Consider the following 20,249-nt stretch of genomic DNA (forward strand, 5'->3'; position numbering starts at 1 on the left):
GCGCTTCAAGCGCGCTCGCTCTCCGGGCTTTGTAGAGGGGTTACTTCACCAGGTAAGGCAGGCCGGAGTTGCCCGGCTTACCGGGCTTGCCCGGCTCAAGGAGCCTGACGAGCTGCGGGTCGTGGTCGCTCGCCTTGTCGGCGAACTCCACGTTGATGTGCACGATGCCGTAGCCGAAGTTCCGGATCGACGGGCTCAGCAGGATGTGGTCGAGCGCCTGGGAGTTGCCGTCGTAGATGTAGCTGTAACGCTGGTCGGGCCGCAGCGTCTCGATGAGCGGCTTGAGCGCCTTTCCCTTGCCGGTGAGGACGTCCATGACCTGCGAGAACTCGAAGTCGTTGATGTCGCCGAGCACGACGACCTCGGCCTTGTTCTTGCTCGCCTTGGACAGGTCGTCGACGAACGCGTTGACCAGCGCGGCCTGCTGGAGCCGCTGCGCCTCGGTGATCCGTACCGGCGGCTGGTTGCGGCCGTGCAGCGGCTGGTCTCCGCCCTTGCTGTTGAAGTGGTTGGCTATGACGAACAGCTGCCTGCCCTGGAACGTGAACTCGCCGACGAGCGGCTTACGGCTGGCGTTCCACGCGGTGCTGGCCGGGTCGATCCTGCCGGGCGAGACCGACAGGGACACGTTGACGTCCTTGCCGCCCTTGCCGGTCTTGGTCGTCACGACCTTCACCGGCGTGGTCGCGTCGCCGCCGGGCCGGTCGACGAACGTGACGCCGCGCGCCGGGTTGAACAGGAACACCTGGCGGATGTTGCCGCCGGGCGCGCCGCCGTCGGAGTGCGCGACGGGGTCGATCTGCCGCCACTCGTAGGCCGGGCCGCCCGCCGCCTGGATCGCCGCGGTGAACTTCGCGAGGGTCTGGTCGGCCGCGACGGTCGGGTCCTCGACGCCGTTCAGGGTGCCCGTGTTGTCCTGGATCTCCTCAAGGGCGACGATGTCGGGCGAGCCGAGGTTGTGCACGATGCCCTCGGCGAGCTGCTCGAACTTGCTCGCGGCGTCACGCGCGGACAGGTTCTCCACGTTGTAGGTCGCGATACCGACGGCCTTGCTGTTGGCCGGGAGCGGCGCGACGACCTGGCGCTTGATGCCGCCGTCCTTCTCGGTGCCGAACACCGTCGTGTGGATCGAGTAGCCGCCGTAGTTCTGGTAGTGCAGCGGCCCCGAGGACACGCCCTTGAGCGTGTCGCCGACGTCGACCTTCGGCGCGGTGCCCAGTGCGTGCAGCTGGATGCGTCCGCTGTTCTGCTTGTCATACCCGGCGTAGACGGTGCCGCCGCGCTCGCTCGGGTTCTGCTTGGGCTTGGTCTGCACCCAGATCTCGCCGTACGCGGTCGCGCCGACCACCCTGACGTCCGCGACGGACACCAGCATGCCTTCGCGCGCCTCAAGCCAGTCGAGCGCGGTCTTGGAGGGCTTCAGCGCGAGGTTGTCGAGATATCCGTTGACGGTGTAACGCTCGGGCAGCGCGACCGGCACGGGCTTGGGCAGCGGGTTGCCCTCCGACAGCACGGTGGAGGCCGGGTCGGTCAGCTCGGTGAGGGTCTGGTTGGCGTCGGTGGTGGGCCAGTACTCCTTGACCGTCCCCGACACCAGGACGGAGTCGCCGGGAAGGACGCCGGGCGGGAACGCGCCGGTGTAGACGTAGATGCCCTCGCTTGTGGCGTCGTCGCGGTCGGGCGCGGTGTCCTGGATCCAGAACCCGTCGGCGGCGGCCGCGGTGACCACGCCGGGGACGCCCTCGACCCGCTTGCCGTCGTAGGGCGAGATCCTGCCCTTGCCCTGGACGTCGCGGATGCGCTGGTCACCGGGCTCGGTGGGCGGGGTGCCGCCGTTGGGGGTCACCTGGTAGGTCTCGCCCGCCGCGTTCGTCGGGTTGGGCAGCTGGACGCGCAGGTCGGCGCTGTTGTCGTCGGTGTCGGCGAGGGACGGGCCGCGCGCGGCGGACGCGTTCGCGCCGAGCGCCCCGGTGGGGGACGTTTCACGTATGACTGCCGCGCCGTAGCCGACGAGGTCCTTGATGGAGCCGTCGGCCGCGCAGTCGGCGGCGGTCTTGCAGGTGAGCGGCGCGGTGCCCGCGACGAGCGCGACGGTGCCCGCGCCGGCCGCGAGCGCGATCGTGCCGGTGAGATCGGGCGAGGGGAGCGGCACGGACGTCGTCGAGGTGCCGTCGGCCTGCTTGACCAGGAAGCGCTTGCCGGGCGCGACGGAGCCCGTCAGACGGGTGACCTGCCACGTGGTGCTCGCGCCGGGGTTGGCGGGCGCGTACTGGAGGCTGTATCCGGTGAGATCGAACGGCGCGGTCCCTGCGTTGGCGAGTTCGATGAAGTCGCTCTTCAGGATCGCGCCCGAGTTGCCGCCGCCGCCGTAGACCTCGGCGATGACGAGGTCGGCCGACGCGGCGTGCGCGGGCGGCGCGACGGCAAGGGCGACGGGCAGGCTCGCGGCGGCGAGCAGCCAGGCAAGACGTGACGTCCGGGTGGACGTCGCGTGAGGGGTTGCCACGGAATCTCCTTGGGGGCATCGGAGGCGGGGGAGATCTCCAGCGCAAGAATGCTTCGCCCCAAAGGTTGGGAACAGTGGCGATTCACCCTAGATACCGGGACGCAGGTGATCTCTCCTTAGGAGGTTTCCACAACGACCGGCGTCTCATGTCCGAGAATTCAGGGAATTCACCGGCGGGTGCCCGGAAGTTCAAAAGTCCTTCTCCGGGCACCCGTGACGGATTCAGCGGGGCAGCCTGCCGAGGACGTCCTCGGCCTCCTTCATCACCCGGTCGATGAGCTCAGCGCAGGACGGCAGGTCGTCGATGAGCCCGACCACCTGCCCGGACGCCATCACGCCGAGGTCCGCGCGGCCGTCGACCATCGCGGCCTTCAGCAGCATCGGCGTGTTGGCCGCCATGAGGACCTGCGCCCACGTCAGTTCCCTGCCGTGTTTCATGCGTTTTCCCTCGCGCAGCATCGCCGCCCAGGAAAGGCCGGAAAGGCGCTTGAAACGCGCGGCGTTGGCGACCGCGCGTACGAGGCCGGTAACCGGCCCCGCTGATTCGAGCCGCGTGACGAGGTCGGAGGTGAGGACCCGGTGCGGCATCCCGTCCACCCGCGTCGTGACGACGGTGTCGCGCACGCCCTTACCCAGGTAGACGTCTTTGACGTCCTGGCCGACCGGGGAGTCGGAGGTCAGCAGGAACCGCGTACCCATCGCCACCCCCGCCGCGCCGTACGACAGCGCGGCTACCAGGCCGCGTCCGTCGAAGAACCCTCCGGCCGCGATGACGGGGATGTCCACGGCGTCCACGACGTCGGGAAGGAGAACCGTCGTAGGGACCGGCCCGGTGTGGCCGCCGCCCTCGCCGCCCTGCACGATGACCGCGTCCGCGCCCCAGGCCGCCACCTTCTCCGCGTGCCTGCGCGCCCCGATGGAGGGCATCACCACCACGCCCGCGTCCTTCAGCGTCCCGATGAGCGCCTGGGAGGGCGCGAGGGCGAACGAGGCGACCCGCACCCCCTCGGAGATCATCAGCTTGACGCGCTCGGCCGCGTCGTCGGCGTCGGAGCGGATGTTCACGCCGAAGGGCGCGTCGGTGCGCTCCTTGACCGCGCGGATCGCCTTCGCGGTCTCCTCGAGGGTGAGCGTTGAGGCGGCGATGATGCCGAGCCCTCCGGCGGCGGAGGTGGCCGCCGCCAAGCGCGCTCCCGCGACGTACCCCATGCCGGTCTGGACGATGGGGTACCGGATGCCGGTGAGCTCCGTCAGCGCGGTCTTCACGCCCGCACCTCCCGCTCACGGATGCCCTTGGGGTCGAGCACCTCGCGCATGATGCGGAGTTCCTCCGCGGTCGGGGTGCGGGTCTCGGGCACGTCGGCGGGGAGCTCAAGCGCGAACCCGGTCGCGGCGACGACGTCGTCGACGGTGACGCCCGGGTGGACCGAACGCAGCCGCATCCTGCCCTCGGCCGTCGCGAAGTCGAGGACCGCGAGGTTGGTGACGACCCCGCGCAGCTGGAACGCGCCCCGGTCGTTGCCGACACCCGAGACATAGTCCACCTTCTCCACGAAAACCCGGGTGGAGTGGCGCGGAATCCAGAAGCTCGTCGGGTTCAGCCGGGTGTTGCCCGGTGCGCCGCGCGAGCCGAGGAGCTGGGACTTCGGCCGGTCGGCGGGGCCGATGTGGCTGATGTTGCAGTTGCCGAACGGGTCGATCTGCGACGGGCCGAGCCACACGTGCCGCCGCCCGTTCAACACGAGCCACAGGTGCTCGCGGAACGGCAGCCAGCCTTCGACGTCGCCCGCCGGCGCGCCGAGCGGCACAGGCTCGGCCGTCAGGTAGGGGCCGCCGTCGGTGGTGAGCAGGCCGGGTTCGAACGTGGCGCGCGCGAGCCGCGCGCCGAGCGCGGGGGTCATGCCCGCGACCGCGGCGGCGACGATCTCGCCGTCGCCCCGGAACATGTCGGCGCACGCCGCCGCGCACACCTCGGCCCGTGTGGCCGTCAGGGTCTCGCCCATCGCCCTCTCCTCTCCGCTCACTGCTCTTCGCGCCAGGCGCGGACGGCGGCCTGGTAGGCGGCCTCGTCGCCGTCGAGGAAGCGGGCGCGGAACGCCGCCCACGCCTCGGGGGAGGCCGCGGCCTCGACGTAGTGGCGCTGGAACGCCTCGTCGCGGCGGTCGTCGTCGCCGGTGGTGAAGTGCGACCCGTTCGGGGTCTCCACCACGCCCGTGACCTGCGCCCTGCTGACGAGCAGGGCCTGGACCGGCCCCTCCTTCAGCAGGTCGGCGGTGTCCACGAGCTTCTCGCAGGACACGTACGCGCGGTCGGCTGCCTTGGCGTACAGGTCGTCGAAGTAGGGGTCGCCGCCGAGGTACAGGGCGTTGCCCCGGGAGTCGGCCCGCTGGAGGTGGACGAAGGAGACGTCCATCCTTAGCGCGGGGACGGCGATGAGTTCTTCGCCGCCGTAGGGGTCGGCCACCGTCTTCAGGCGAGGGTTGGTCGCCAGTACGTCGGAGCCGAGGCCCGCCTGGGTGGGCAGGAAGGGGAGCCCGTGCGCGGCCGCGTAGAGGCCGAACATGAACATGCCCTCGTCGTACTCCTCGAACTCGATGGTCCCGTTCTGCCTCGCCTGCCGGAAGTGCGGCTCGAGGGCGATCGAATCCAGCGTCACGAAGGGCGCGACGAGCTTGCGCACCTTCCCGGCCGCGCAAAGGAGACCGACGTCCGCGCCGCCATAGGAGATCACCGTGAGGTCCCGCACAGGCGAGTTGCACAGCGCGCGCACGAGCGCCATCGGCTTACGGCGCGAGCCCCAGCCGCCGATCCCGAGCGTCATGCCGCTCTCCACCGACCCGACGATCTCCTCGACCGTCATCTGCCGTCCCATCAGCGCTCCCGGGAGACGAAGGCGTCGCGGTGCGCGTCGCCCGCGCCCGCGAGGTTGAGTTCGAACGTGAAGCCCTGCTCGAACCGGTAGGACCGCTTGACGTCCACCGGGTCGATGCCGTTCAGCGACTCCTTGGCCCGCCGGATCACCAGCGGGTCCTTCTCGGCGATCTGCCCGGCGACCTCGAGCGCGGCCTCGCGCAGCCGCTCGCGCGGCACGACGGTGTGCACCGAGCCGAACGCGTGCAGCTGCGCGGCCGTCGCGGTGCGCGCGGTGTAGACCATCGCGCGCATCAGGTGCTGCGGCACGAGCCTCGCCAGGTGCGTGGCAGCGCCCAGCGCGCCCTGGTTGACCTCGGGCAGCCCGAACGTGGCGTCCTCGGCCGCGACGATCACGTCGGCGTTGCCGACGAGGCCGATGCCGCCGCCCAGGCAGAACCCGTGGACCGCGGCGATGACCGGGACCTCGCAGTCGTAGACCGCCGCGAACGCCGCGTAACACCCGCGGTTCGCGCCGAGCAGCGCCTCGAATCCCTCGGTGCGCTGCATCTCCTTGATGTCCACGCCCGCGTTGAAGCCGCGGCCTTCGGCGCGCAGGATGACCGCGCGTATCTGCGGGTCCCGTCCGGCCGCGGTGATCGCGTCGGCCAGTTCGAACCAGCCCTTGACGGTCAGCGCGTTCACCGGCGGCGCGTCCATGACGACCTCGGCCACCCCGGGCGCGGGCGTCCCATGCGTGATCCCCAATGCACATCCCTCTGCGTACGGCCCGACTCACCGGGGGCGGGGCACTGTTTTCACCTAACGCTTGCTTGGTACGGTAGCACGCGGCGAACGAGGAGGGTCAGTTGAGCGTCGGCACGCTTGTCCACGACTACACCGGCAGGGTCGCGCTGGTCACCGGCGGTACGCGGGGCCTCGGCGCGGGCGTCGCGCGGGCCTTCGCCGCCGCCGGGGCCCGCGTCGTCGTCTGCGCCCGCAAGGACACCGGGGACGCCCCGGGCCACTTCCTTCCGTGCGACGTACGCGACCCGGAAGACGTCGCAAGGCTCATGGACGACATCCGCGCCGAGTACGGCCGCCTGGACGTCGTCGTGAACAACGCCGGAGGCGGACCCTACGCACCCGTTGCGGAGGCGCCTCCCCGCCTTCTGCAACGCGTCATCGAACTCAACCTGCTCGGACCCTTGTACGTCGCCCGGGCGGCCTACCCCCTGATGGACGAAGGCGCGATCGTCATGGTCGGCAGCGTGAGCGGGACAAGGCCGTCGCCCGGTACCGCCGCGTACGGGGCCGCCAAAGCGGGGCTGCACCACCTGGCCGCGTGTCTGGCCGCCGAGTGGGCCCCGAAGGTGCGCGTCAACACCGTCGTCGTAGGGCTCGCCGAGAGCGGCGACGACCAGGCCGAGCACTACGGCGGGGAAGAGACGCTGCGCGCCATCCGGGAGACCGTGCCCGCAGGACGCCTCGCAGGCCCCGACGACGTCGCCGCGGCCTGCCTCTACCTCGCGTCCGCCCCGCACGTCACCGGAAGCACCCTGACGCTCGACGGCGGCGGCGAACAGGCCGCCTGGCAGTACCTCGTGCAACGCAACCAGACAGGAGGAGCGCCCAATGCTCTGTGAAGGCCGGGTCGTCATCGTCACCGGGGCCGGACGCGGGATCGGCCGCGAACACGCCCTGGAGTTCGCGCGGCAGGGCGCGAAGGTCGTCGTCAACGACCTCGGCACCGCCCTTGACGGCGACGGACGCACCAGCGACGTCGCCGAGTCGGTCGTCGCCGAGATCAAGGACCTCGGCGGCGAGGCGGTCGCCAACGGCGACGACATCGCCAGCTGGGACGGCGCGGCCGGGCTCGTCAGGACCGCGCTTGAGACCTTCGGCCGCCTCGACGTCCTGGTGAACAACGCCGGTTTTGTCCGCGACAGGATGCTCGTGTCGATGAGCGAGACCGAGTGGGACGACGTCGTCCGCGTCCACCTGAAGGGCCACTTCGCCCCGCTGAGGCACGCCGCCGCCTACTGGCGCGAGGAGGCCAAGGCAGGCAGGCAGCCGGATGCGCGCGTCATCAACACCTCCTCCGGCGCGGGCCTCCTCGGCTCGGTAGGACAGGGCAACTACGGCGCGGCCAAGGGCGGCATCGCCACCCTCACCCTGATAGCCGCCTCAGAACTCGCCCGTTACGGCGTCACCGTCAACGCCATAGCCCCGGCCGCGCGCACCCGCATGACCGAGGACGTGTTCGTCGACATGATGGCCAAACCCGACTCCGGCTTCGACGCCATGCACCCCGGCAACGTCTCGCCGCTCGTGGTGTGGCTGGGCAGCGCCGCGTCAGCGCACGTCACCGGGCGGGTCTTCGAGGTCGAGGGCGGCGTCATCGGCGTCGCCGAGGGGTGGCGGCACGGCCCCCGCCTCGACCGCGGGGCCCGCTGGGCGCCCGCCGAGGTCGGCGCGGCCGTCGACGGGCTGCTCGACGAGGCCGAAGCCCCCGAGCCCGTCTACGGCGCCGGCTGACTCCTCGAGGCGCTCGCGCAGGGTGCGCAGGAGCTCGTCGCTCTGCGCGGTGAGCCTTTCGATCGTCGGCAGGGCGAGGTCGTCGCGCACGGCGTCGGCGACGAGGTCGTCGTACTCACGGGCGTGCGCGCCGAGGTCTTCCAGGCGGCGGCAGGCGCGCAGGGCGGCGTCGGCCTCGCGGGTGCGCGCCGCGTACCGCTCGAGCGCCTCGACCCTGCGCGTCACCGCCGAGACCGAGATGTCGAGTTTGGCCTGTTGTGGGGCGAGGGCCGCGTTCACCGCGGCGACCTCGGCGGTGCCGGAGACCGTGGCGAGCGCGTCGGCGTCGCGGCGCAGCCTGGTCTGGCGGGCCAGGACCTGCGCGATCTCCCACTCCTGACGCGGCAGCTCGAGCGCGGGGTCCAGCTCCTCCAGCAGGCCCTCGCGCACCACGAGCGACCCCTTGACGATGTCGGCGGCCCGCTGCGCGCGCACCAGCAGCGCGGCCGCCTCGGTGTCGAAATCGTCTTCGGTGAGGTACTTGTCGCCCCTGGCGCGCAGTGCGCCGTCCCGCCGCACCTCGTCGAGCAGCCTGCGCGCGCCGAACGCCAGCGCGATCAGCGGCAGGCCGAGCAGCCACTGTTCGTCCTGGAACAGGAAGCACACGAGGAACCCGAGCGTGGCCAGCACAAAAGGCGCGGACCGGGCGACGGGACCGCGCCGCGCCACCGCCGCGTCCAGCTCGCCGCGCAGCTCGGGATCGGCGACCGGCCGCGGCCGCTGCCGCTCGGCCCGGTCGGGCGACGCGGGCGACACCATGGTCCAGGTCGACGGCACGCGGGTTTCGAAAGCGAAGTCGTCGTGCGAGATCTCCACCTCGGCCGGGCCCGGCTCCAGCGGCCACGCGCCCGTGGGCTCGTCGCCGGACGGCCCGCCGAACACCACCCACCAGCCGCCCTTGCCCTCGGCGCACCGGTAGCGGCCCGGCTGCACGTCGATCCCGACGAAGAACGTCCCCGTCCCGGGAATCTCTCCGGCCACGCCGCCTCCCGCTGCGCTCGCCCCCCCGTCACCGCCTCATCTACCCACGGGCGGCGGTTCTATGACGCGGAAACCCCGAATCCTCCCCAGAAATCGGGTGCCTCACTCCGGCACAAGGCGCGGGATTCAGGGGGTGTGCAGGAGATAGAGCGCGTAGGCGGCGAGGGTGATGCCGTCGGCGATGACGCCGTCGCGGAGCATCTTGTCGAGCTCGGCGCGGGTGAAGACCGCGTGCTGCATCTCCTGCTCGGTGCTCTCGCGCGCGTGCGGGCCCTGGGTGAGGCCGCCGGCGACGAACACGTCGCACTCCTGGCTGGTCAGGCCCGCGGCGACGGAGATCCGGCCAAGGTGGCGCAGCGTGTCGGCGCGCAGGCCGGTCTCCTCGGCGAGTTCGGCGCGCGCGAGCTCCTCGCCGGGAGGGCCCTCGTGCGGCCAGGTGCCCTGCACGAACTCCCACGAGCGCCGCCCGAGCGGGTAGCGGAACTGCTCGATGAGGTGGAAGGAGTCGCCGTCGACCGCGATGACGCACACGCACGCGGGCTTGTCTACGACCGCGTACAGGCCGGGGGAGCCGTCGGGGTGGGTGATGTGGTCCTCGCGCAGGCTCATCCAGGCGTTCCGGTAGATCTCACGTGAACTCTCTGTCCGCACGCGCCTCATCCTGCCCTAATCTCGGGGGATGAGCGACCATCCGCCCGTCGTGCACGACGACCCGGAAGGCGAGCCGCCCTGGGCCATGCAACTCGCGATCCGGGCGGAGAAACTCGACCCTCCCTCCCACGAGGCGGTCTGCGAGGCCGCCGCGTCGGCCGTGGTGCACCTGCTCGCCGACGAGCGCTTCGCTGACGCCGTCGCACGCTGGGAGGAGGGCCGCATCCGCAAGGTCACCCGGCGGGCCAGAGGGGCGCGTTGGCGCGATCTGGCGGCGCTGCCCGGGGTGACCGTCGCGCGCGGCGGGGCTGAGGTCCGCGCGTTCCCGCCGGGGCCGGTGACCGAGGTGCCTCCCGCGATCGCCAAGCTCCAGATCGCGGGCACCGACCTCGCGCACGCCGAGACCGAACCCCCGGCCGAGCCGTACGCCGTGCTGGTCCACAACCCGGACGCGAAGATGAGCACCGGCAAGGCCGCCGCCCAATCCGGCCACGCCGCCCACCTGCTCTACCGCACCCTCCCACCCGGCGACCGCGCCGCCTGGCTGACCGCAGGCGCCCCCGTCCACCTCCTTGCCTTCCCCTGGCCCGAAGCGGTCGCCCGCGCCACGGTCCACATCCGCGACGCCGGCTACACCGAGGTCGCCCCCGGCACCATGACCGCCGTCACCTGGCTCCTCACCCCCTGACGCCCCGCCGCCCCTGCCGCGCCGCCTCCCGACGGAGCGACGTCGGCCGCCTCGGCGTCGCGCCGCCTCCTGACGTCACGTCGCCTTCTGACGGGGTGGCGTCGGCCGCCTCGGCGTCGCGTCGCCTCCTGGCGTCACGTCGTCTGCTCAGCGTCGTGCTGCTCATGACGGGGGATGTTGGCCGCCCCCGCGTCGCGTCGCCTGCTGACGGGTCACGTCGGCCGCCTTGTGCTGCGCGGCCTCCCGACGCGGTGGCGTATGCCCTGCGCCGCGCCGCCTTCTTACGCGGCGACTTCTGCCTGGCGCTGTGCCGCCTTCTGACGGGGCGACGTGTGCGCGGCGGCGTGCTGCTTTCTGACGCGGGGGTGTCGGGGTGGTTTGGGTGGGGTTGGGAATGGGGGTTAGGTGGGGGCGTGGGGGAGGTGGAGGGGGAGGCGGGCGTGGATGTGGGAGGGGGAGGGGTGGAGGGAGAGGGTTCCGCCTATGTGCTCGATGCGTTCGCGCATGGCGGTGAGGCCGACGCCGGGGGTCCAGGGGGCGGGGGCGGAGCCGGGGTCGGTGACCGTGATGTGCAGGTGGCCGTCGTCTAGGGCGAGGGTCAGGGAGGCGGTGGGGGAGGGGGCGTGGCGTGCGACGTTCGTCAGGGCCTCTACGGCGACGCGGTAGGCGACGACTTCTACGGCGGCCGGTAGAGGCGGGAACCTTTCGGGGGCCGTTACGGCGACGTCAAGGGGGACGCCGGAGGCGGTGTGCAGGCCCGAGACGCGTTGGCGGATCGCGCCGGTGAGTCCGAGCTCGTCGAGGGCCTTCGGGCGCAGGCCGTAGACGATCCTGCGCACCTCGGCGATCGCGTCGCCGGCGTCGGCGCGCAACTGGCGCAGCGTCTCCAGCGCGCGGGCCGGGTCGGCGGCGACGAGGTTCGCGGCGGCGTCGGCGGCGTAGGCGATGCCGGTGAGGGTGGGGCCGAGGCCGTCGTGCAGGTCCCTGCGGGTGCGGCGGCGCTCCTCCTCGAGCGCGGCCACCACCCTGCCGCGCGAGGCCCGCAGCTCCTCGCTGAGCCGCATCGCGTGCAGCGCCTGCGCCAGCGGCGCGGCGACCAGCGCGACGATCGCGGCGGTCGGCGCGGGCAGGCCGAGCCGCTCGGCCGGGGGCATGACGACGAGCTCGCCGACATGTCCCGCGCCCACCCGCAGCGGCGTCGCGACGGCCTCGGACCCGACCTCGCCGGACATCGCGACGACCCCGTCGCCTACGCGCAGCGCCACGCCGGGCACACCCAGGGCCTCGCGCAGGGTGTGCAGCCAGCGCGCGGGCTCCGACCCGTCCGCGAGGTCCGAGCCGAGCAGCGTCATCGTGGAGACCGGGTCGGCGCTCCCGCCGAACAGCAGCTCGTCCATGGTCGCGCCGAGCCTGCGGCGCACGGGTTCGTAGCCGAGCGCGACGGCCGCCACGAGGAGGAGCCTTGTGCCCTGGGTGGGCGGGCCGCCGCGCAGCATCGTCGCCAGCGCCTCGCCGCCCAGATAGACCGCGACCGTCAGCAGCAGCATGACGCCGTGCACGCAGGCGGCGTGCATGACGGCGCGGATGTCGAAGGCCCGGGGCGAGACGAGCGAGACCGCCGCCGCGAGCGGAAGGACGAGCACGAGCGACGCGAACACCCCGCCGACGGCGGCCTCGCCGAGCGGCAGCGTGTCGGCCGACGCCTGGAAGACCAGCGCGGGCGGGATCGCCGCCGCCGCGCCGAGCACCACCCACAGCACCCGCCGCCTGTCGTCCCCGGAGGTGACCTCGTACAGCAGCCACCCCGCGCACACCAGGACGCCGAGGCCCGCGACGGCCGCGGTTCCCACGACCCACGGCCACCCGGCCGCCGTCCCCACCGCGCAGAGCAGGGCACAGCACGCCACAGCTGCGTCCGCCGCCCGCAACACCCCCGGCGACGGCCTGGGCCGCACGACCCGCAGCAGCGCCGCCGGTATCAGCGTCCCGCCCACCGCGTAGAGCAGCGCCTCCCCCCACGGCCGCCCCGCCCACACCGTCACCACGCCCGCCCAGGGCAGCCCCGCCCCCGCCGCGGCCAGCAGCCGCCCAGCCGGGTCGCCAGGCACCCGCCCCAACACCACGCACCCCGAGACCGCGCACCCCCCGCCCAACACCACAGCCACCACAACCCCCCAAACCTCGCCGAACGCCCCCCACCCCTCCCAAACTCCACCCACAGCCCCCGCAACCCCAACCCCCGCCAGAACCCCCCACCCCCAAACCTCCCACCCCTCAACCTTCGCCCCCAAAACCCTCACCCCCAAGTCCCTCAACCCCAAATCTCTCATCCCAAAGCCTTTCAACTCCAAGCCTCTCTGCTCTGTGTCTCTTGGTTCTAGGATTCTTTGGGTTGAGAGCTTGTTGTGGGGTGGGGGGATAGGCCGGCTTGGCGGGCCAGGGCTGTGGCTTCGGCGCGGGTGGTCACGCCCAGTTTGGTGAGGAGGGTGGAGATGTGGTTGGCGATGGTTTTGGGGGCTAGGCCGAGGTCGGCGGCTATCGCGGCGTTGCCGAGGCCGCGGGCGAGGCGGGCGAGGATGTCGTGTTCGCGGGGGGTGAGGCCCGGGAAGGCGGGGGGTGGGGCGGGGGCGTCGAGTCTGCCGACGAGGCGGGCGGCGACGCCCGGGCCGACCACGAGGTGGCCCGCCGCGACCGAGCGGAGCGCGGCGAGGATCTCGTCCTGGTCGGCGCCTTTGAGGAGGTAGCCGCGGGCTCCGGCGCGGATCGCGGAGACGAGTGTGTCGTCGTCCTCGAACATGGTCACGACGAGGACCGCGGTGTCGGGGAGCAGCGCGAGGAGGCGGCGAGTGGCCTCGACGCCGTCGAGCTCGGGCATCGCCAGGTCCATGACGACGACGTCGGGACGGGTCAGGTGCGCCTCGCGCAGTGCCTGCGCGCCCGTCGCGGCCTCGGCGACGACGGTGACGCCCTCGAACGACCCGAGCAGCGCGCCCATGCCGCGCCGCACCACGGGGTGGTCGTCGACGATGAGGACGCGCAGAGGACCCATGCTCCGATGATGCGGGAACAGCGCCGGGATTTCAGGGGGAATCCTCCCGGAGAGCCCGGGTGATTCTCCCGGAATGTCGGGAACATCCACCCGGGCGCGGGGAACGGCGTGCGACGGACGCTTCTTGGCGACGGCGGCGTCACCGGACGCCGTCGGCCCTCCGGAGCAGAAGGAGTCACGTCATGGAGCGCGTTCCCCTCGGCGTCAAGAACAAGATCGGGCTCGGCCTCGGGGCGTTCCTCGGGTTCGGCGACGCGATCGGCGTCTTCACCGTCCCCGACGACGCCGGCGACCAGGCGCCCCCGCAAGGGATTCTCATCACCTGCGCCGTCCTCGGCGTCGTCACGCTCGTGGCCGTCGTGCACGCGTGGCGGACCGGGAGCCGCCTCAGCATCCGCGTGATGGCGGCGTCGCGGGTGCTCTCGGCGCTGACGGCGCTGCCCGCCTTCTTCGTGTCCGGCGTCCCCGCGGTCCTCGTGGTCATCGCCGCGACCGGCATCCTGCTGACCGTGGTCACCGTCGTCCTGGCCCTGTCCCGCCCCCCACTCCCCGCCTGACCCCCGCCTGCCCGCACGCGCGCGGGGGCGTGTGCGGGCGGGGGGTTAGCGGTGGAGGCGGTTGAGGGTGTTCAGGGCGAATTCTTGGGTGCGGGAGAGGCTTTGGGGGGTGGGGGTGGCGGGGTTGGGGGTGGCGGTGGTGGCGGTGGTGCCTGCTTTGACGCTGAGGGCGTAGGAGAGGAAGAGGGCTGCGGCGAAGGCGGCGGTGTAGATGAGGTGTTCTATGAGGGTGGTGAAGGTGCCGGAGACCAGGTCGAGGACGGTGAGGACGGCGAAGCCGCCCGTCCAGGCGAGGAGGGCGGGCAGGAACAGGACGCTGCGCCTGCGGACGACCGCCATGACCGCGACGCCGAGCAGCACCGCCTGCGCGACCTTGACGGCGATGAGGACGGGGGCCGCGATGCCGTCGGAGAGGTACTCGGCGATCTCCTTCTCGCGGTCGGCGAAGCCGAGGAAGCCCAGGGCGAGGTTGATGATGCCGAAGACGATGAGGAACAGGCCGATCGCGTAGTGCTGGCGGTGCCAGGACGGAGGCACCGGCTTGGCTTGGGGCTCCTGTACGCCCTGCTGCTGTGGCACCCCGTACTGCTGCGGATAAGGCTGCTGGGGATACGGCTGCTGGCCCTGCGGCGCGTACTGGGCCTGGTAGGGCTGCTGGCCGGGGGGCTGCTGTGGCGGCGGGCCTTGCGGGTGCTGTGCCGGGCCTGGAGGCTGCGCGCCCTGGGGGTGGTGGCCTTGCGGAGGGTAGCCCTGCTGCGGGGGCAGGGGGAACTGCTGCACGGATTGCTGTGCGCCCTGCTGGGGCGGGTCCTGGCGGGTCTCGTAGAGGGACTGGCCCTGGGGGGCGGGGGGCTGGGAGCCGTAGGAGCCTGCGGGCTGGGCGTAGGGGGAGTCCGGGGGGAGGACGAACTGGCCGGGCTGGGCCGGAGGCTGGGAGGAGCCTTGGGGGGGCTTGGGGGAGCCCGCTACGGGGACGTCGAAGGACGTGGCGGGGGGCGGGTCGTTGGCGGGCGGGGAGACCTGGACGTCGAAGGAGGTCTCGGGCGCCGGGGACTCGTCTGACGCCGGGGGAGCGGGAAGGGGAGCGGGGACCGTTTTGTCGGGTTCCGCGGGCTCCGGGGTGGGAGTGCCCTGGCGGGGGAGGGGGGTGTCGCTCCTGGTCTCGTACGGGTCGGTCGCCATCGCCTTGCCCTTCGTCTGTATCGCCGTGAAGAACCTATATCGGGGACGGCCGTTCGGCAGCCCGTCCTAGTTCCTTAGGGGGGTCCGTGAACTAGATGCGGCGATGGCGCTTGCGGGTTCGCGCCGACGGCGGAATCGTGTGCGGAGTCGGGCCACGCGAATCTGTGTGGAAAGTGAGCAACGGGAATGCCTGACACCACGGGGACGTCCGCGTCGACGCAGACGCGGATCGCATATCTGGAGAAGCTCGGCGACGAACTCGTCGGGCGTGGGCTGCGGGTGAGGCTGACTGTGCCGTTGGGCACCCAGCCGAGCCTGCACGTGATGAACCCGGCCGCCTCGGCTCTGACGGAGAACATCCTTGCGGAGCAGGGCGCGGACGGCTGGTGGTTCTGGTGGTCGTGGGCCGAGCGCATCGCGCAGGCGAGCGACGTGCCCGCCGCCGCGGAAAGGGTCGCCCAGGTGCTCTCGGCCGACCAGGGCCAGTAGACGATCAGGCGGTGTTCCACACACAAGGTGGAACACCGCTTCCGAGATCGGGGGTCAGTGGTCGAGGTTGCCTGACCTGACGCGGTTGACGAACGAGGCGAGCTCGCCGGCTGACAGCGTCAGGTACACGCCGGGGTTCTTGGAGTCCTGAACCAGGGTGGCGTCCGGGGTGTTCGTGGAAAGCTCGACGCAGTTGCTGTTGAGGTCGTCCTGGCTGCGCCTGCTCTTACGCCAGTTGATCGTCATGCATCATCTCCATCTGCGAGGTGGAAACTGCTTCCGGGATCGGGGTCAGCGGTCGAGGTTGCCTGATCTGACGCGGTTGACGAACGAGGCGAGCTCGCCCGCTGACAGCGTCAGGTACACGCCGGGGTTCTTGGAGTCCTGGACGAGCGTGGCGTCCGGGGTGTTCGTGGAGAGCTCGACACACTCGCTGTCGAGGTTTCCGCCGCTGTAGCTGCTCTTACGCCACTCGATCGCCATGCATCATCTCCATGATCTGTTCGATGTAAGCCAGGGAAGCCTCCTCGGAAAGGGCGACTCCCCTGATCTCATCAAACACCAGGGCCAGGTCGCAGATCTCGTTGTGGTCCTGGATTAGCCGTCCGCCGAACTGGGCCTCGACCCAGCCGGCGCGGCTGCGATCCGGCATCGTGGCGATGGTCAGCGCACCGGCACCACCGGCGTGCGCGGGGACGTCCAGGCGAGTGACCTGGATGTGGACGTTCGGGAGGGCTCCCATCTCAAGAAGAGAAGCGAGCTGTTCCCGGATGGCGGCGGGCCGTCGCCACGTTCGGATGAGCGCGGCCTCGTCGATAACCGCGAAGAAGTGCGCGGGATTCTCTGGTCTGAGCAGTTTGTCCTTTCTCGCGAGCCTCATGGCCAAGCGCTCCTCGTCTACCGGTGCCCCGGAGATCGCGCGGATGTAGCCCTCGGTCTGCAACGCACCCGGGATGTAGAAGGGCACGTAGCTACGGAGCTCCCGGCACTTGGCTTCGTACTCGGAGAACGCCTCGAACCAGCTCGCGACGTGTTCCCGTCGGCACTGCTCCCGAAGGTTCAGGACGTACTCGCCGGTGCCGAAGAACCCGTCGAGCGACTCACAGTTGTCGTTGTCGGGCAGCGCCCGCTGGTTCTCCCATCCGGTGTACGTCTCCCGCGCAACGAAGATCCCCCGGGCCACGTCGAGTTGCGTCACGCCCTTGAGCTGACGCAGCACCCGCAACGTGTCCGCGAAGTGGGAATGCAGGTTGTGCTGAGCCTCGGGTACCGGCGATTCCTCGGGAATCTGGAAAATCTGCGACATACCACCACCCCTCTGTGGTGTTCGGTCGGTGACCGTCCGTTCGAAACCGAGCGTATTGCGAGGTCCCGGGTTTAGGGGTGGAAATCCGAATCGCCACCACGACTATTTGGGAAGCCCCAGCGTCCGCTCGGCGATGATGTTGCGTTGGATCTCGCTTGAGCCGGCGTAGATGGTGTCGGCGCGGCTGAAGAGGCCGATGCGCTGGAGTTCGGAGAGGTCGTAGGGGGCGGCGTCGGCGAGGAGGCCGGAGGGGCCCGCTGCGTCGAGGGCGATCTCGCCCAGCCTCCTGTGCCATTCGGACCAGAAGAGTTTGGCCACGGCGACCTCGGGGCCCGGTTCGCCCGCGCCTAGAGAGCGCATGGTGCGGAGGGCGTTGAGGCGCATGAGTTCGAGCTCGGTCCAGGAGCGGACGAGTCTGTCGCGGAGCTCGGGGAGGGTGCCGTGGGCGCGGGCGACGGCGACGACGGCGTCGAACTCGCGGCGGAAGCCGATCTGCTGGCCGAGGGTCGACGCGCCGCGCTCGTAGCCGAGGGTCGCCATGGCGACGCGCCAGCCCTCGCCGGGCGCGCCGACGATGTGGGCGGCGTCGGTGCGCGCGCCGTCGAAGAAGACCTCGTTGAACTCGCTCGTGCCGGTCGGCTGGATGATCGGACGTACCTCGATCCCGTCCTGCCGCATGGGGACGAGCAGATACGACAGGCCCTTGTGGCGCTGTGAGCCGGGCTCGGTACGGCAGACCACGAAGCACCAGTCGGCGACGTGCGCGAGCGACGTCCACACCTTCTGCCCGGTGACGACCCATGAGCCGCCTTCGAGGACCGCCTTCGTCTGCACGTTGGCGAGGTCGGACCCGGCGTCCGGCTCCGAGTACCCCTGGCACCACAGCTCATCACCGCGCACTATCGGCGGCAGGAAGCGCGCGCGCTGTTCCTCGGTTCCGTAGTCGATGATGGTCGGGCCTATCAGGCCCTCGCCTATGTGGCCCAGCCTGTGCGGGGCGTGGGCGCGGGCGTACTCCTCGAAGAAGACGACCTGTTCGGCGAGGGTCGCGTCACGGCCGCCGTACTCCTTGGGCCAGCCGAGGCAGGTCCATCCGTGCGCGCCCAGGTGCTTCTCCCAGGCGAGCCTGATGTCGAAGCCCTCGTGCTCGCGTCCCGGGCCGCCGAGGCCGCGCGCGTCGCGGAAGTCGCCGTCAAGGCCGGCGGTGAGGAAGTCGCGCACCTCGGCGCGGAACGCCTCGCTCAACGCTCAGCCCTCGAAGCGGCCGTAGCGGCCCTGGTAGAAGACCAGCGGTTCGCCGTCGTGGTGGACGTCGAGATGGTGCACGCGCGCGACGACGATGTCGTGGTCGCCCGCGCGGTGCTCGGCCTCCACCGACACCTCGAGCCAGGCCAGCGCGCCGTCCAGAACCGGCGTGCCCTGCGGTGAGGCGCCCCAGGAGACCCCGGCGAACTTGTCGCCGCCCTTGACCGCGAGCTGGCGGCACACTGCCGTCTGCGGCTCGCTGAGGACGTTGATGCACATCCGGTCGGCGCGGCGCAGCAGCGGCCAGGTCGAACTCGTGTGCGCGACGCAGAACGCGACGAGCGGCGGGTCGAGCGAGACCGACGTGAAGGAGTTGGCCGCAAGGCCGGTGGGCCTGCCGCTCGCCGGGTCGATCGCGGTGATGGCGACGACGCCCGTGGCGAAGTGCCCGAGGACGTCCCGGAGCCGACGGCCGTTGAGATCGCTCACGGATGCGGTGGTCATCGGGCGCTGCCCTCCGGTCGGTAGGAGTATTAGCCAAGCGCTTGCTTGCTTACGAATGTAGAAGCCGCCGTACCCGACTGTCAACTAGCCAGCCAAGCGCTTGCTCGGTTAACCTCTGGGGTGTGACCTTCCGCGACAAGACAGCCCTGGTCGGCGTGGGATACACCCCGTTCAGCAAGAACTCAGGGGTCTCCACGCTGACCCTCGCCATGGACGCGATCCTCACCGCACTCGACGACGCCGGCCTCACCCTCGACGACGTCGACGGCCTGGCCACCCACCGCGTCGGCGACTCCACCCCGCCCTGGGTCGTCGCCCCCGCGCTCGGCCTGACGAACGTCTCCTGGTACCTCGACCAGTTCGGCGGAGGCAGCGTCTCGCACTCCGTCATAGGGCAGGCCGCGATGGCGGTCGCCTCCGGGGTGGCCCGTACCGTCGTCGTCTACCGGGCCATCAACGCGCGCAGCGAGTTCCGGATGGGCGGGACGGGCAGGGGAGCGGCCCCCATCTTCGACTCCCAGTACCAGGCCCCGTACGGCTACTTCGCTCCGCCGCAGCAGTTCGCCATGTACGCGCGCGCGCACATGAACGCGTACGGCACCACGCACGAACAGCTCGGCGCGATCGCCGTACGCCAACGCGCCTACGCGGTGAAGAACGCGCGCGCGCTCAAGCGCGACCCCATCACGCTTGACGACTACCTCGCCTCCCGCTGGATAGCCGAGCCGTTCCGGCTGCTCGACTGCTGCCTGGAGACCGACGGCGCCTGCGCGGTCGTCATCACGTCGGCGGAACGCGCCCGCGACCTCGCCCAGCCGACCGTCCTCATCTCCGGGGCGGCCTGGGGAGGCGGCGACTCCTTCTTCTCCGGCGTACCCACCGACTTCACGGTCACCGAGGCGGCCCGTATGGCTCCCCGCCTGTACGCGATGGCCGGAGTGGGTCCAGGGGACATCGACGTAGCGGAGCTGTACGACTGCTTCACCTACTCCGTCCTGGTGCAACTCGAGGACTACGGGTTCTGCGCCAAGGGAGAGGGCGGCCCGTACGTCGAGTCGGGGGAGGGGCCCGCGGTGAACACCCACGGAGGGTTCCTGTCGGAGGGGTACGTACACGGCATCAACCATGTCGCCGAGGCCGTCGCACAGCTGCGCGGGACGGCGGGCGACCGGCAGGTCGAGGGCGCGCAGGTCGCGCTGTCGACCGCGCAACCCGGCTACGTGCTTGCCGGAACGTCGGCCCTGATCCTGCGAGGCGAGCGATGACCGCACGGCTTGACCCGGACCGCGACTCCGCGCCCTGGTGGGAGGCGGTGGACCGGGGGGAACTGCTGCTCCAGCGCTGCACCGCGTGCGGCGTGCCGCGCTTCCCCGCGCGCGCCCTGTGCAACAGGTGCCGCTCGCGTGACAGCGACTGGATACCGGCGCGCGGTACGGGCGCGGTGTACAGCTGGATCGTCAACCACCAGAGGTTCATGCCGAACCTTCCCGTGCCGTACGCCGTCGTGTGCGTCCGCCTGGACGAGGGCGAAGACATCCTCATGTACGGCAACCTCGTAGACGAGGCCGGGAACGCCGCCGACCCTGCGACGCTCGTCCCCGGCCTCCGCCTACGCGCGGTCCTCATCGACGGCCTTGTCCAGTGGACCCCTGCCGAGTAGTACG

General features: G+C 71.3%; 22 protein-coding genes. 7 read left to right on the forward strand and 15 right to left on the reverse strand.

The features are described 5' to 3' along the window. Positions 1-40: 40 nt before the first annotated feature. From R9X44_RS26610 to R9X44_RS26630, 5 genes are all read right to left on the reverse strand, one after another. On the reverse strand, positions 41-2,506 hold the full coding sequence (locus tag R9X44_RS26610; protein ID WP_319817023.1) for a lamin tail domain-containing protein: 2,466 nt from the start codon (positions 2,504-2,506) through the stop codon (positions 41-43). Between the two features lie 222 nt (positions 2,507-2,728). Beyond that, positions 2,729-3,772 carry an NAD(P)H-dependent flavin oxidoreductase gene (locus R9X44_RS26615; protein ID WP_319817024.1) on the reverse strand — a complete coding sequence of 348 codons (1,044 nt, stop codon included), beginning with the start codon at positions 3,770-3,772 and terminating at the stop codon, positions 2,729-2,731. After that, a complete protein-coding gene (locus tag R9X44_RS26620) occupies positions 3,769-4,509 on the reverse strand; it encodes a CoA-transferase subunit beta (RefSeq protein WP_319817025.1) in 741 nt (246 codons plus the stop codon). The genes R9X44_RS26615 and R9X44_RS26620 overlap by 4 nt, the downstream gene beginning before the upstream one ends. Before the next feature lie 17 nt (positions 4,510-4,526). Next, positions 4,527-5,378: a CoA transferase subunit A gene (locus R9X44_RS26625; RefSeq protein ID WP_319817026.1), complete on the reverse strand. Its 852-nt coding sequence runs from the start codon at positions 5,376-5,378 to the stop codon at positions 4,527-4,529. Continuing rightward, a complete protein-coding gene (locus tag R9X44_RS26630; RefSeq protein WP_319817027.1) occupies positions 5,378-6,124 on the reverse strand; it encodes an enoyl-CoA hydratase family protein in 747 nt (248 codons plus the stop codon). Before R9X44_RS26630 ends, R9X44_RS26625 begins: the two co-directional genes overlap by 1 nt. Positions 6,125-6,225: 101 nt before the next feature. On the opposite strand from R9X44_RS26630, the gene R9X44_RS26635 reads away from it, so the two are divergent. After that, complete coding sequence (locus R9X44_RS26635) at positions 6,226-7,002, forward strand: SDR family oxidoreductase (RefSeq protein ID WP_319817028.1); 777 nt, start codon at positions 6,226-6,228, stop codon at positions 7,000-7,002. Then, positions 6,992-7,894, forward strand: a complete 903-nt coding sequence (locus tag R9X44_RS26640; protein WP_319817029.1) for an SDR family oxidoreductase — start codon at positions 6,992-6,994, stop codon at positions 7,892-7,894. The genes R9X44_RS26635 and R9X44_RS26640 overlap by 11 nt, the downstream gene beginning before the upstream one ends. 1,146 nt (positions 7,895-9,040) lie before the next feature. Here the strand turns inward: R9X44_RS26640 and R9X44_RS26645 are convergent. Continuing rightward, on the reverse strand, positions 9,041-9,574 hold the full coding sequence (locus R9X44_RS26645; RefSeq protein WP_319817030.1) for an NUDIX hydrolase: 534 nt from the start codon (positions 9,572-9,574) through the stop codon (positions 9,041-9,043). A gap of 19 nt (positions 9,575-9,593) precedes the next feature. On the opposite strand from R9X44_RS26645, the gene R9X44_RS26650 reads away from it, so the two are divergent. Next, complete coding sequence (locus R9X44_RS26650; protein WP_319817031.1) at positions 9,594-10,253, forward strand: hypothetical protein; 660 nt, start codon at positions 9,594-9,596, stop codon at positions 10,251-10,253. Here the strand turns inward: R9X44_RS26650 and R9X44_RS26655 are convergent. The 3 genes from R9X44_RS26655 to R9X44_RS26665 form a co-directional block, all read right to left on the reverse strand. Further along, entirely contained in the window at positions 10,243-10,419 is a 177-nt protein-coding gene (locus tag R9X44_RS26655) for a hypothetical protein (protein ID WP_319817032.1), read from the reverse strand. The genes R9X44_RS26650 and R9X44_RS26655 overlap by 11 nt on opposite strands. 235 nt (positions 10,420-10,654) lie before the next feature. Beyond that, positions 10,655-12,361, reverse strand: a complete 1,707-nt coding sequence (locus R9X44_RS26660; protein ID WP_319817183.1) for a sensor histidine kinase — start codon at positions 12,359-12,361, stop codon at positions 10,655-10,657. A gap of 269 nt (positions 12,362-12,630) precedes the next feature. Further along, the gene (locus R9X44_RS26665) at positions 12,631-13,302 is read right to left on the reverse strand and encodes a response regulator transcription factor (RefSeq protein WP_319817033.1); all 672 of its coding nucleotides are present in this window, start codon (positions 13,300-13,302) and stop codon (positions 12,631-12,633) included. Positions 13,303-13,484: 182 nt separating this feature from the next. On the opposite strand from R9X44_RS26665, the gene R9X44_RS26670 reads away from it, so the two are divergent. Further along, complete coding sequence (locus R9X44_RS26670) at positions 13,485-13,859, forward strand: hypothetical protein (protein WP_319817034.1); 375 nt, start codon at positions 13,485-13,487, stop codon at positions 13,857-13,859. Between the two features lie 45 nt (positions 13,860-13,904). Here R9X44_RS26670 and R9X44_RS26675 read toward each other — a convergent pair whose 3' ends face one another. After that, the gene (locus tag R9X44_RS26675; RefSeq protein WP_319817035.1) at positions 13,905-15,041 is read right to left on the reverse strand and encodes a hypothetical protein; all 1,137 of its coding nucleotides are present in this window, start codon (positions 15,039-15,041) and stop codon (positions 13,905-13,907) included. Between the two features lie 186 nt (positions 15,042-15,227). Here R9X44_RS26675 and R9X44_RS26680 point away from each other — a divergent pair, with 186 nt between their 5' ends. Further along, positions 15,228-15,530 (forward strand): hypothetical protein, encoded by a 303-nt coding sequence (locus R9X44_RS26680; protein ID WP_319817036.1) that lies wholly within the window; start codon positions 15,228-15,230, stop codon positions 15,528-15,530. 54 nt (positions 15,531-15,584) lie between these two features. Here the strand turns inward: R9X44_RS26680 and R9X44_RS26685 are convergent, their stop codons facing one another. The 5 genes from R9X44_RS26685 to R9X44_RS26705 form a co-directional block, all read right to left on the reverse strand. Continuing rightward, positions 15,585-15,776 carry a DUF397 domain-containing protein gene (locus R9X44_RS26685; RefSeq protein ID WP_319817037.1) on the reverse strand — a complete coding sequence of 64 codons (192 nt, stop codon included), beginning with the start codon at positions 15,774-15,776 and terminating at the stop codon, positions 15,585-15,587. Between the two features lie 45 nt (positions 15,777-15,821). After that, complete coding sequence (locus R9X44_RS26690; protein ID WP_319817038.1) at positions 15,822-16,013, reverse strand: DUF397 domain-containing protein; 192 nt, start codon at positions 16,011-16,013, stop codon at positions 15,822-15,824. After that, positions 15,994-16,836, reverse strand: coding sequence for a helix-turn-helix transcriptional regulator (locus R9X44_RS26695; protein ID WP_319817039.1), 843 nt, complete (start codon positions 16,834-16,836; stop codon positions 15,994-15,996). The genes R9X44_RS26690 and R9X44_RS26695 overlap by 20 nt, the downstream gene beginning before the upstream one ends. A 102-nt stretch (positions 16,837-16,938) precedes the next feature. Beyond that, entirely contained in the window at positions 16,939-18,081 is a 1,143-nt protein-coding gene (locus tag R9X44_RS26700) for an acyl-CoA dehydrogenase family protein (protein WP_319817040.1), read from the reverse strand. 3 nt (positions 18,082-18,084) lie between these two features. Next, a complete protein-coding gene (locus tag R9X44_RS26705) occupies positions 18,085-18,585 on the reverse strand; it encodes a flavin reductase family protein (RefSeq protein ID WP_319817041.1) in 501 nt (166 codons plus the stop codon). 122 nt (positions 18,586-18,707) lie between these two features. On the opposite strand from R9X44_RS26705, the gene R9X44_RS26710 reads away from it, so the two are divergent. Together R9X44_RS26710 and R9X44_RS26715 are read left to right on the forward strand one after the other, a co-directional pair. Beyond that, entirely contained in the window at positions 18,708-19,850 is a 1,143-nt protein-coding gene (locus R9X44_RS26710) for a thiolase C-terminal domain-containing protein (protein ID WP_319817042.1), read from the forward strand. Then, a complete protein-coding gene (locus tag R9X44_RS26715; protein WP_319817043.1) occupies positions 19,847-20,245 on the forward strand; it encodes a Zn-ribbon domain-containing OB-fold protein in 399 nt (132 codons plus the stop codon). Before R9X44_RS26710 ends, R9X44_RS26715 begins: the two co-directional genes overlap by 4 nt. The last annotated feature ends 4 nt before the right edge of the window (positions 20,246-20,249 follow it).

The sequence above is a fragment of the Actinocorallia sp. A-T 12471 genome (genome assembly GCF_033875155.1).
Lineage (GTDB): Bacteria > Actinomycetota > Actinomycetes > Streptosporangiales > Streptosporangiaceae > Actinocorallia.

What these genes read in the sequence shown, in the direction of transcription:
- R9X44_RS26620 (WP_319817025.1), bottom strand. Translation starts at nt 4,509, where the DNA reads ATGGGCGAGACCCTGACGGCCACACGGGCCGAGGTGTGCGCGGCGGCG.
- R9X44_RS26625 (WP_319817026.1), bottom strand. Translation starts at nt 5,378, where the DNA reads ATGGGACGGCAGATGACGGTCGAGGAGATCGTCGGGTCGGTGGAGAGC.
- R9X44_RS26640 (WP_319817029.1), top strand. Translation starts at nt 6,992, where the DNA reads ATGCTCTGTGAAGGCCGGGTCGTCATCGTCACCGGGGCCGGACGCGGG.
- R9X44_RS26645 (WP_319817030.1), bottom strand. Translation starts at nt 9,574, where the DNA reads ATGAGGCGCGTGCGGACAGAGAGTTCACGTGAGATCTACCGGAACGCC.
- R9X44_RS26650 (WP_319817031.1), top strand. Translation starts at nt 9,594, where the DNA reads ATGAGCGACCATCCGCCCGTCGTGCACGACGACCCGGAAGGCGAGCCG.
- R9X44_RS26655 (WP_319817032.1), bottom strand. Translation starts at nt 10,419, where the DNA reads ATGAGCAGCACGACGCTGAGCAGACGACGTGACGCCAGGAGGCGACGC.
- R9X44_RS26665 (WP_319817033.1), bottom strand. Translation starts at nt 13,302, where the DNA reads ATGGGTCCTCTGCGCGTCCTCATCGTCGACGACCACCCCGTGGTGCGG.
- R9X44_RS26670 (WP_319817034.1), top strand. Translation starts at nt 13,485, where the DNA reads ATGGAGCGCGTTCCCCTCGGCGTCAAGAACAAGATCGGGCTCGGCCTC.
- R9X44_RS26675 (WP_319817035.1), bottom strand. Translation starts at nt 15,041, where the DNA reads ATGGCGACCGACCCGTACGAGACCAGGAGCGACACCCCCCTCCCCCGC.
- R9X44_RS26680 (WP_319817036.1), top strand. Translation starts at nt 15,228, where the DNA reads ATGCCTGACACCACGGGGACGTCCGCGTCGACGCAGACGCGGATCGCA.
- R9X44_RS26685 (WP_319817037.1), bottom strand. Translation starts at nt 15,776, where the DNA reads ATGACGATCAACTGGCGTAAGAGCAGGCGCAGCCAGGACGACCTCAAC.
- R9X44_RS26690 (WP_319817038.1), bottom strand. Translation starts at nt 16,013, where the DNA reads ATGGCGATCGAGTGGCGTAAGAGCAGCTACAGCGGCGGAAACCTCGAC.
- R9X44_RS26695 (WP_319817039.1), bottom strand. Translation starts at nt 16,836, where the DNA reads ATGTCGCAGATTTTCCAGATTCCCGAGGAATCGCCGGTACCCGAGGCT.
- R9X44_RS26705 (WP_319817041.1), bottom strand. Translation starts at nt 18,585, where the DNA reads ATGACCACCGCATCCGTGAGCGATCTCAACGGCCGTCGGCTCCGGGAC.
- R9X44_RS26715 (WP_319817043.1), top strand. Translation starts at nt 19,847, where the DNA reads ATGACCGCACGGCTTGACCCGGACCGCGACTCCGCGCCCTGGTGGGAG.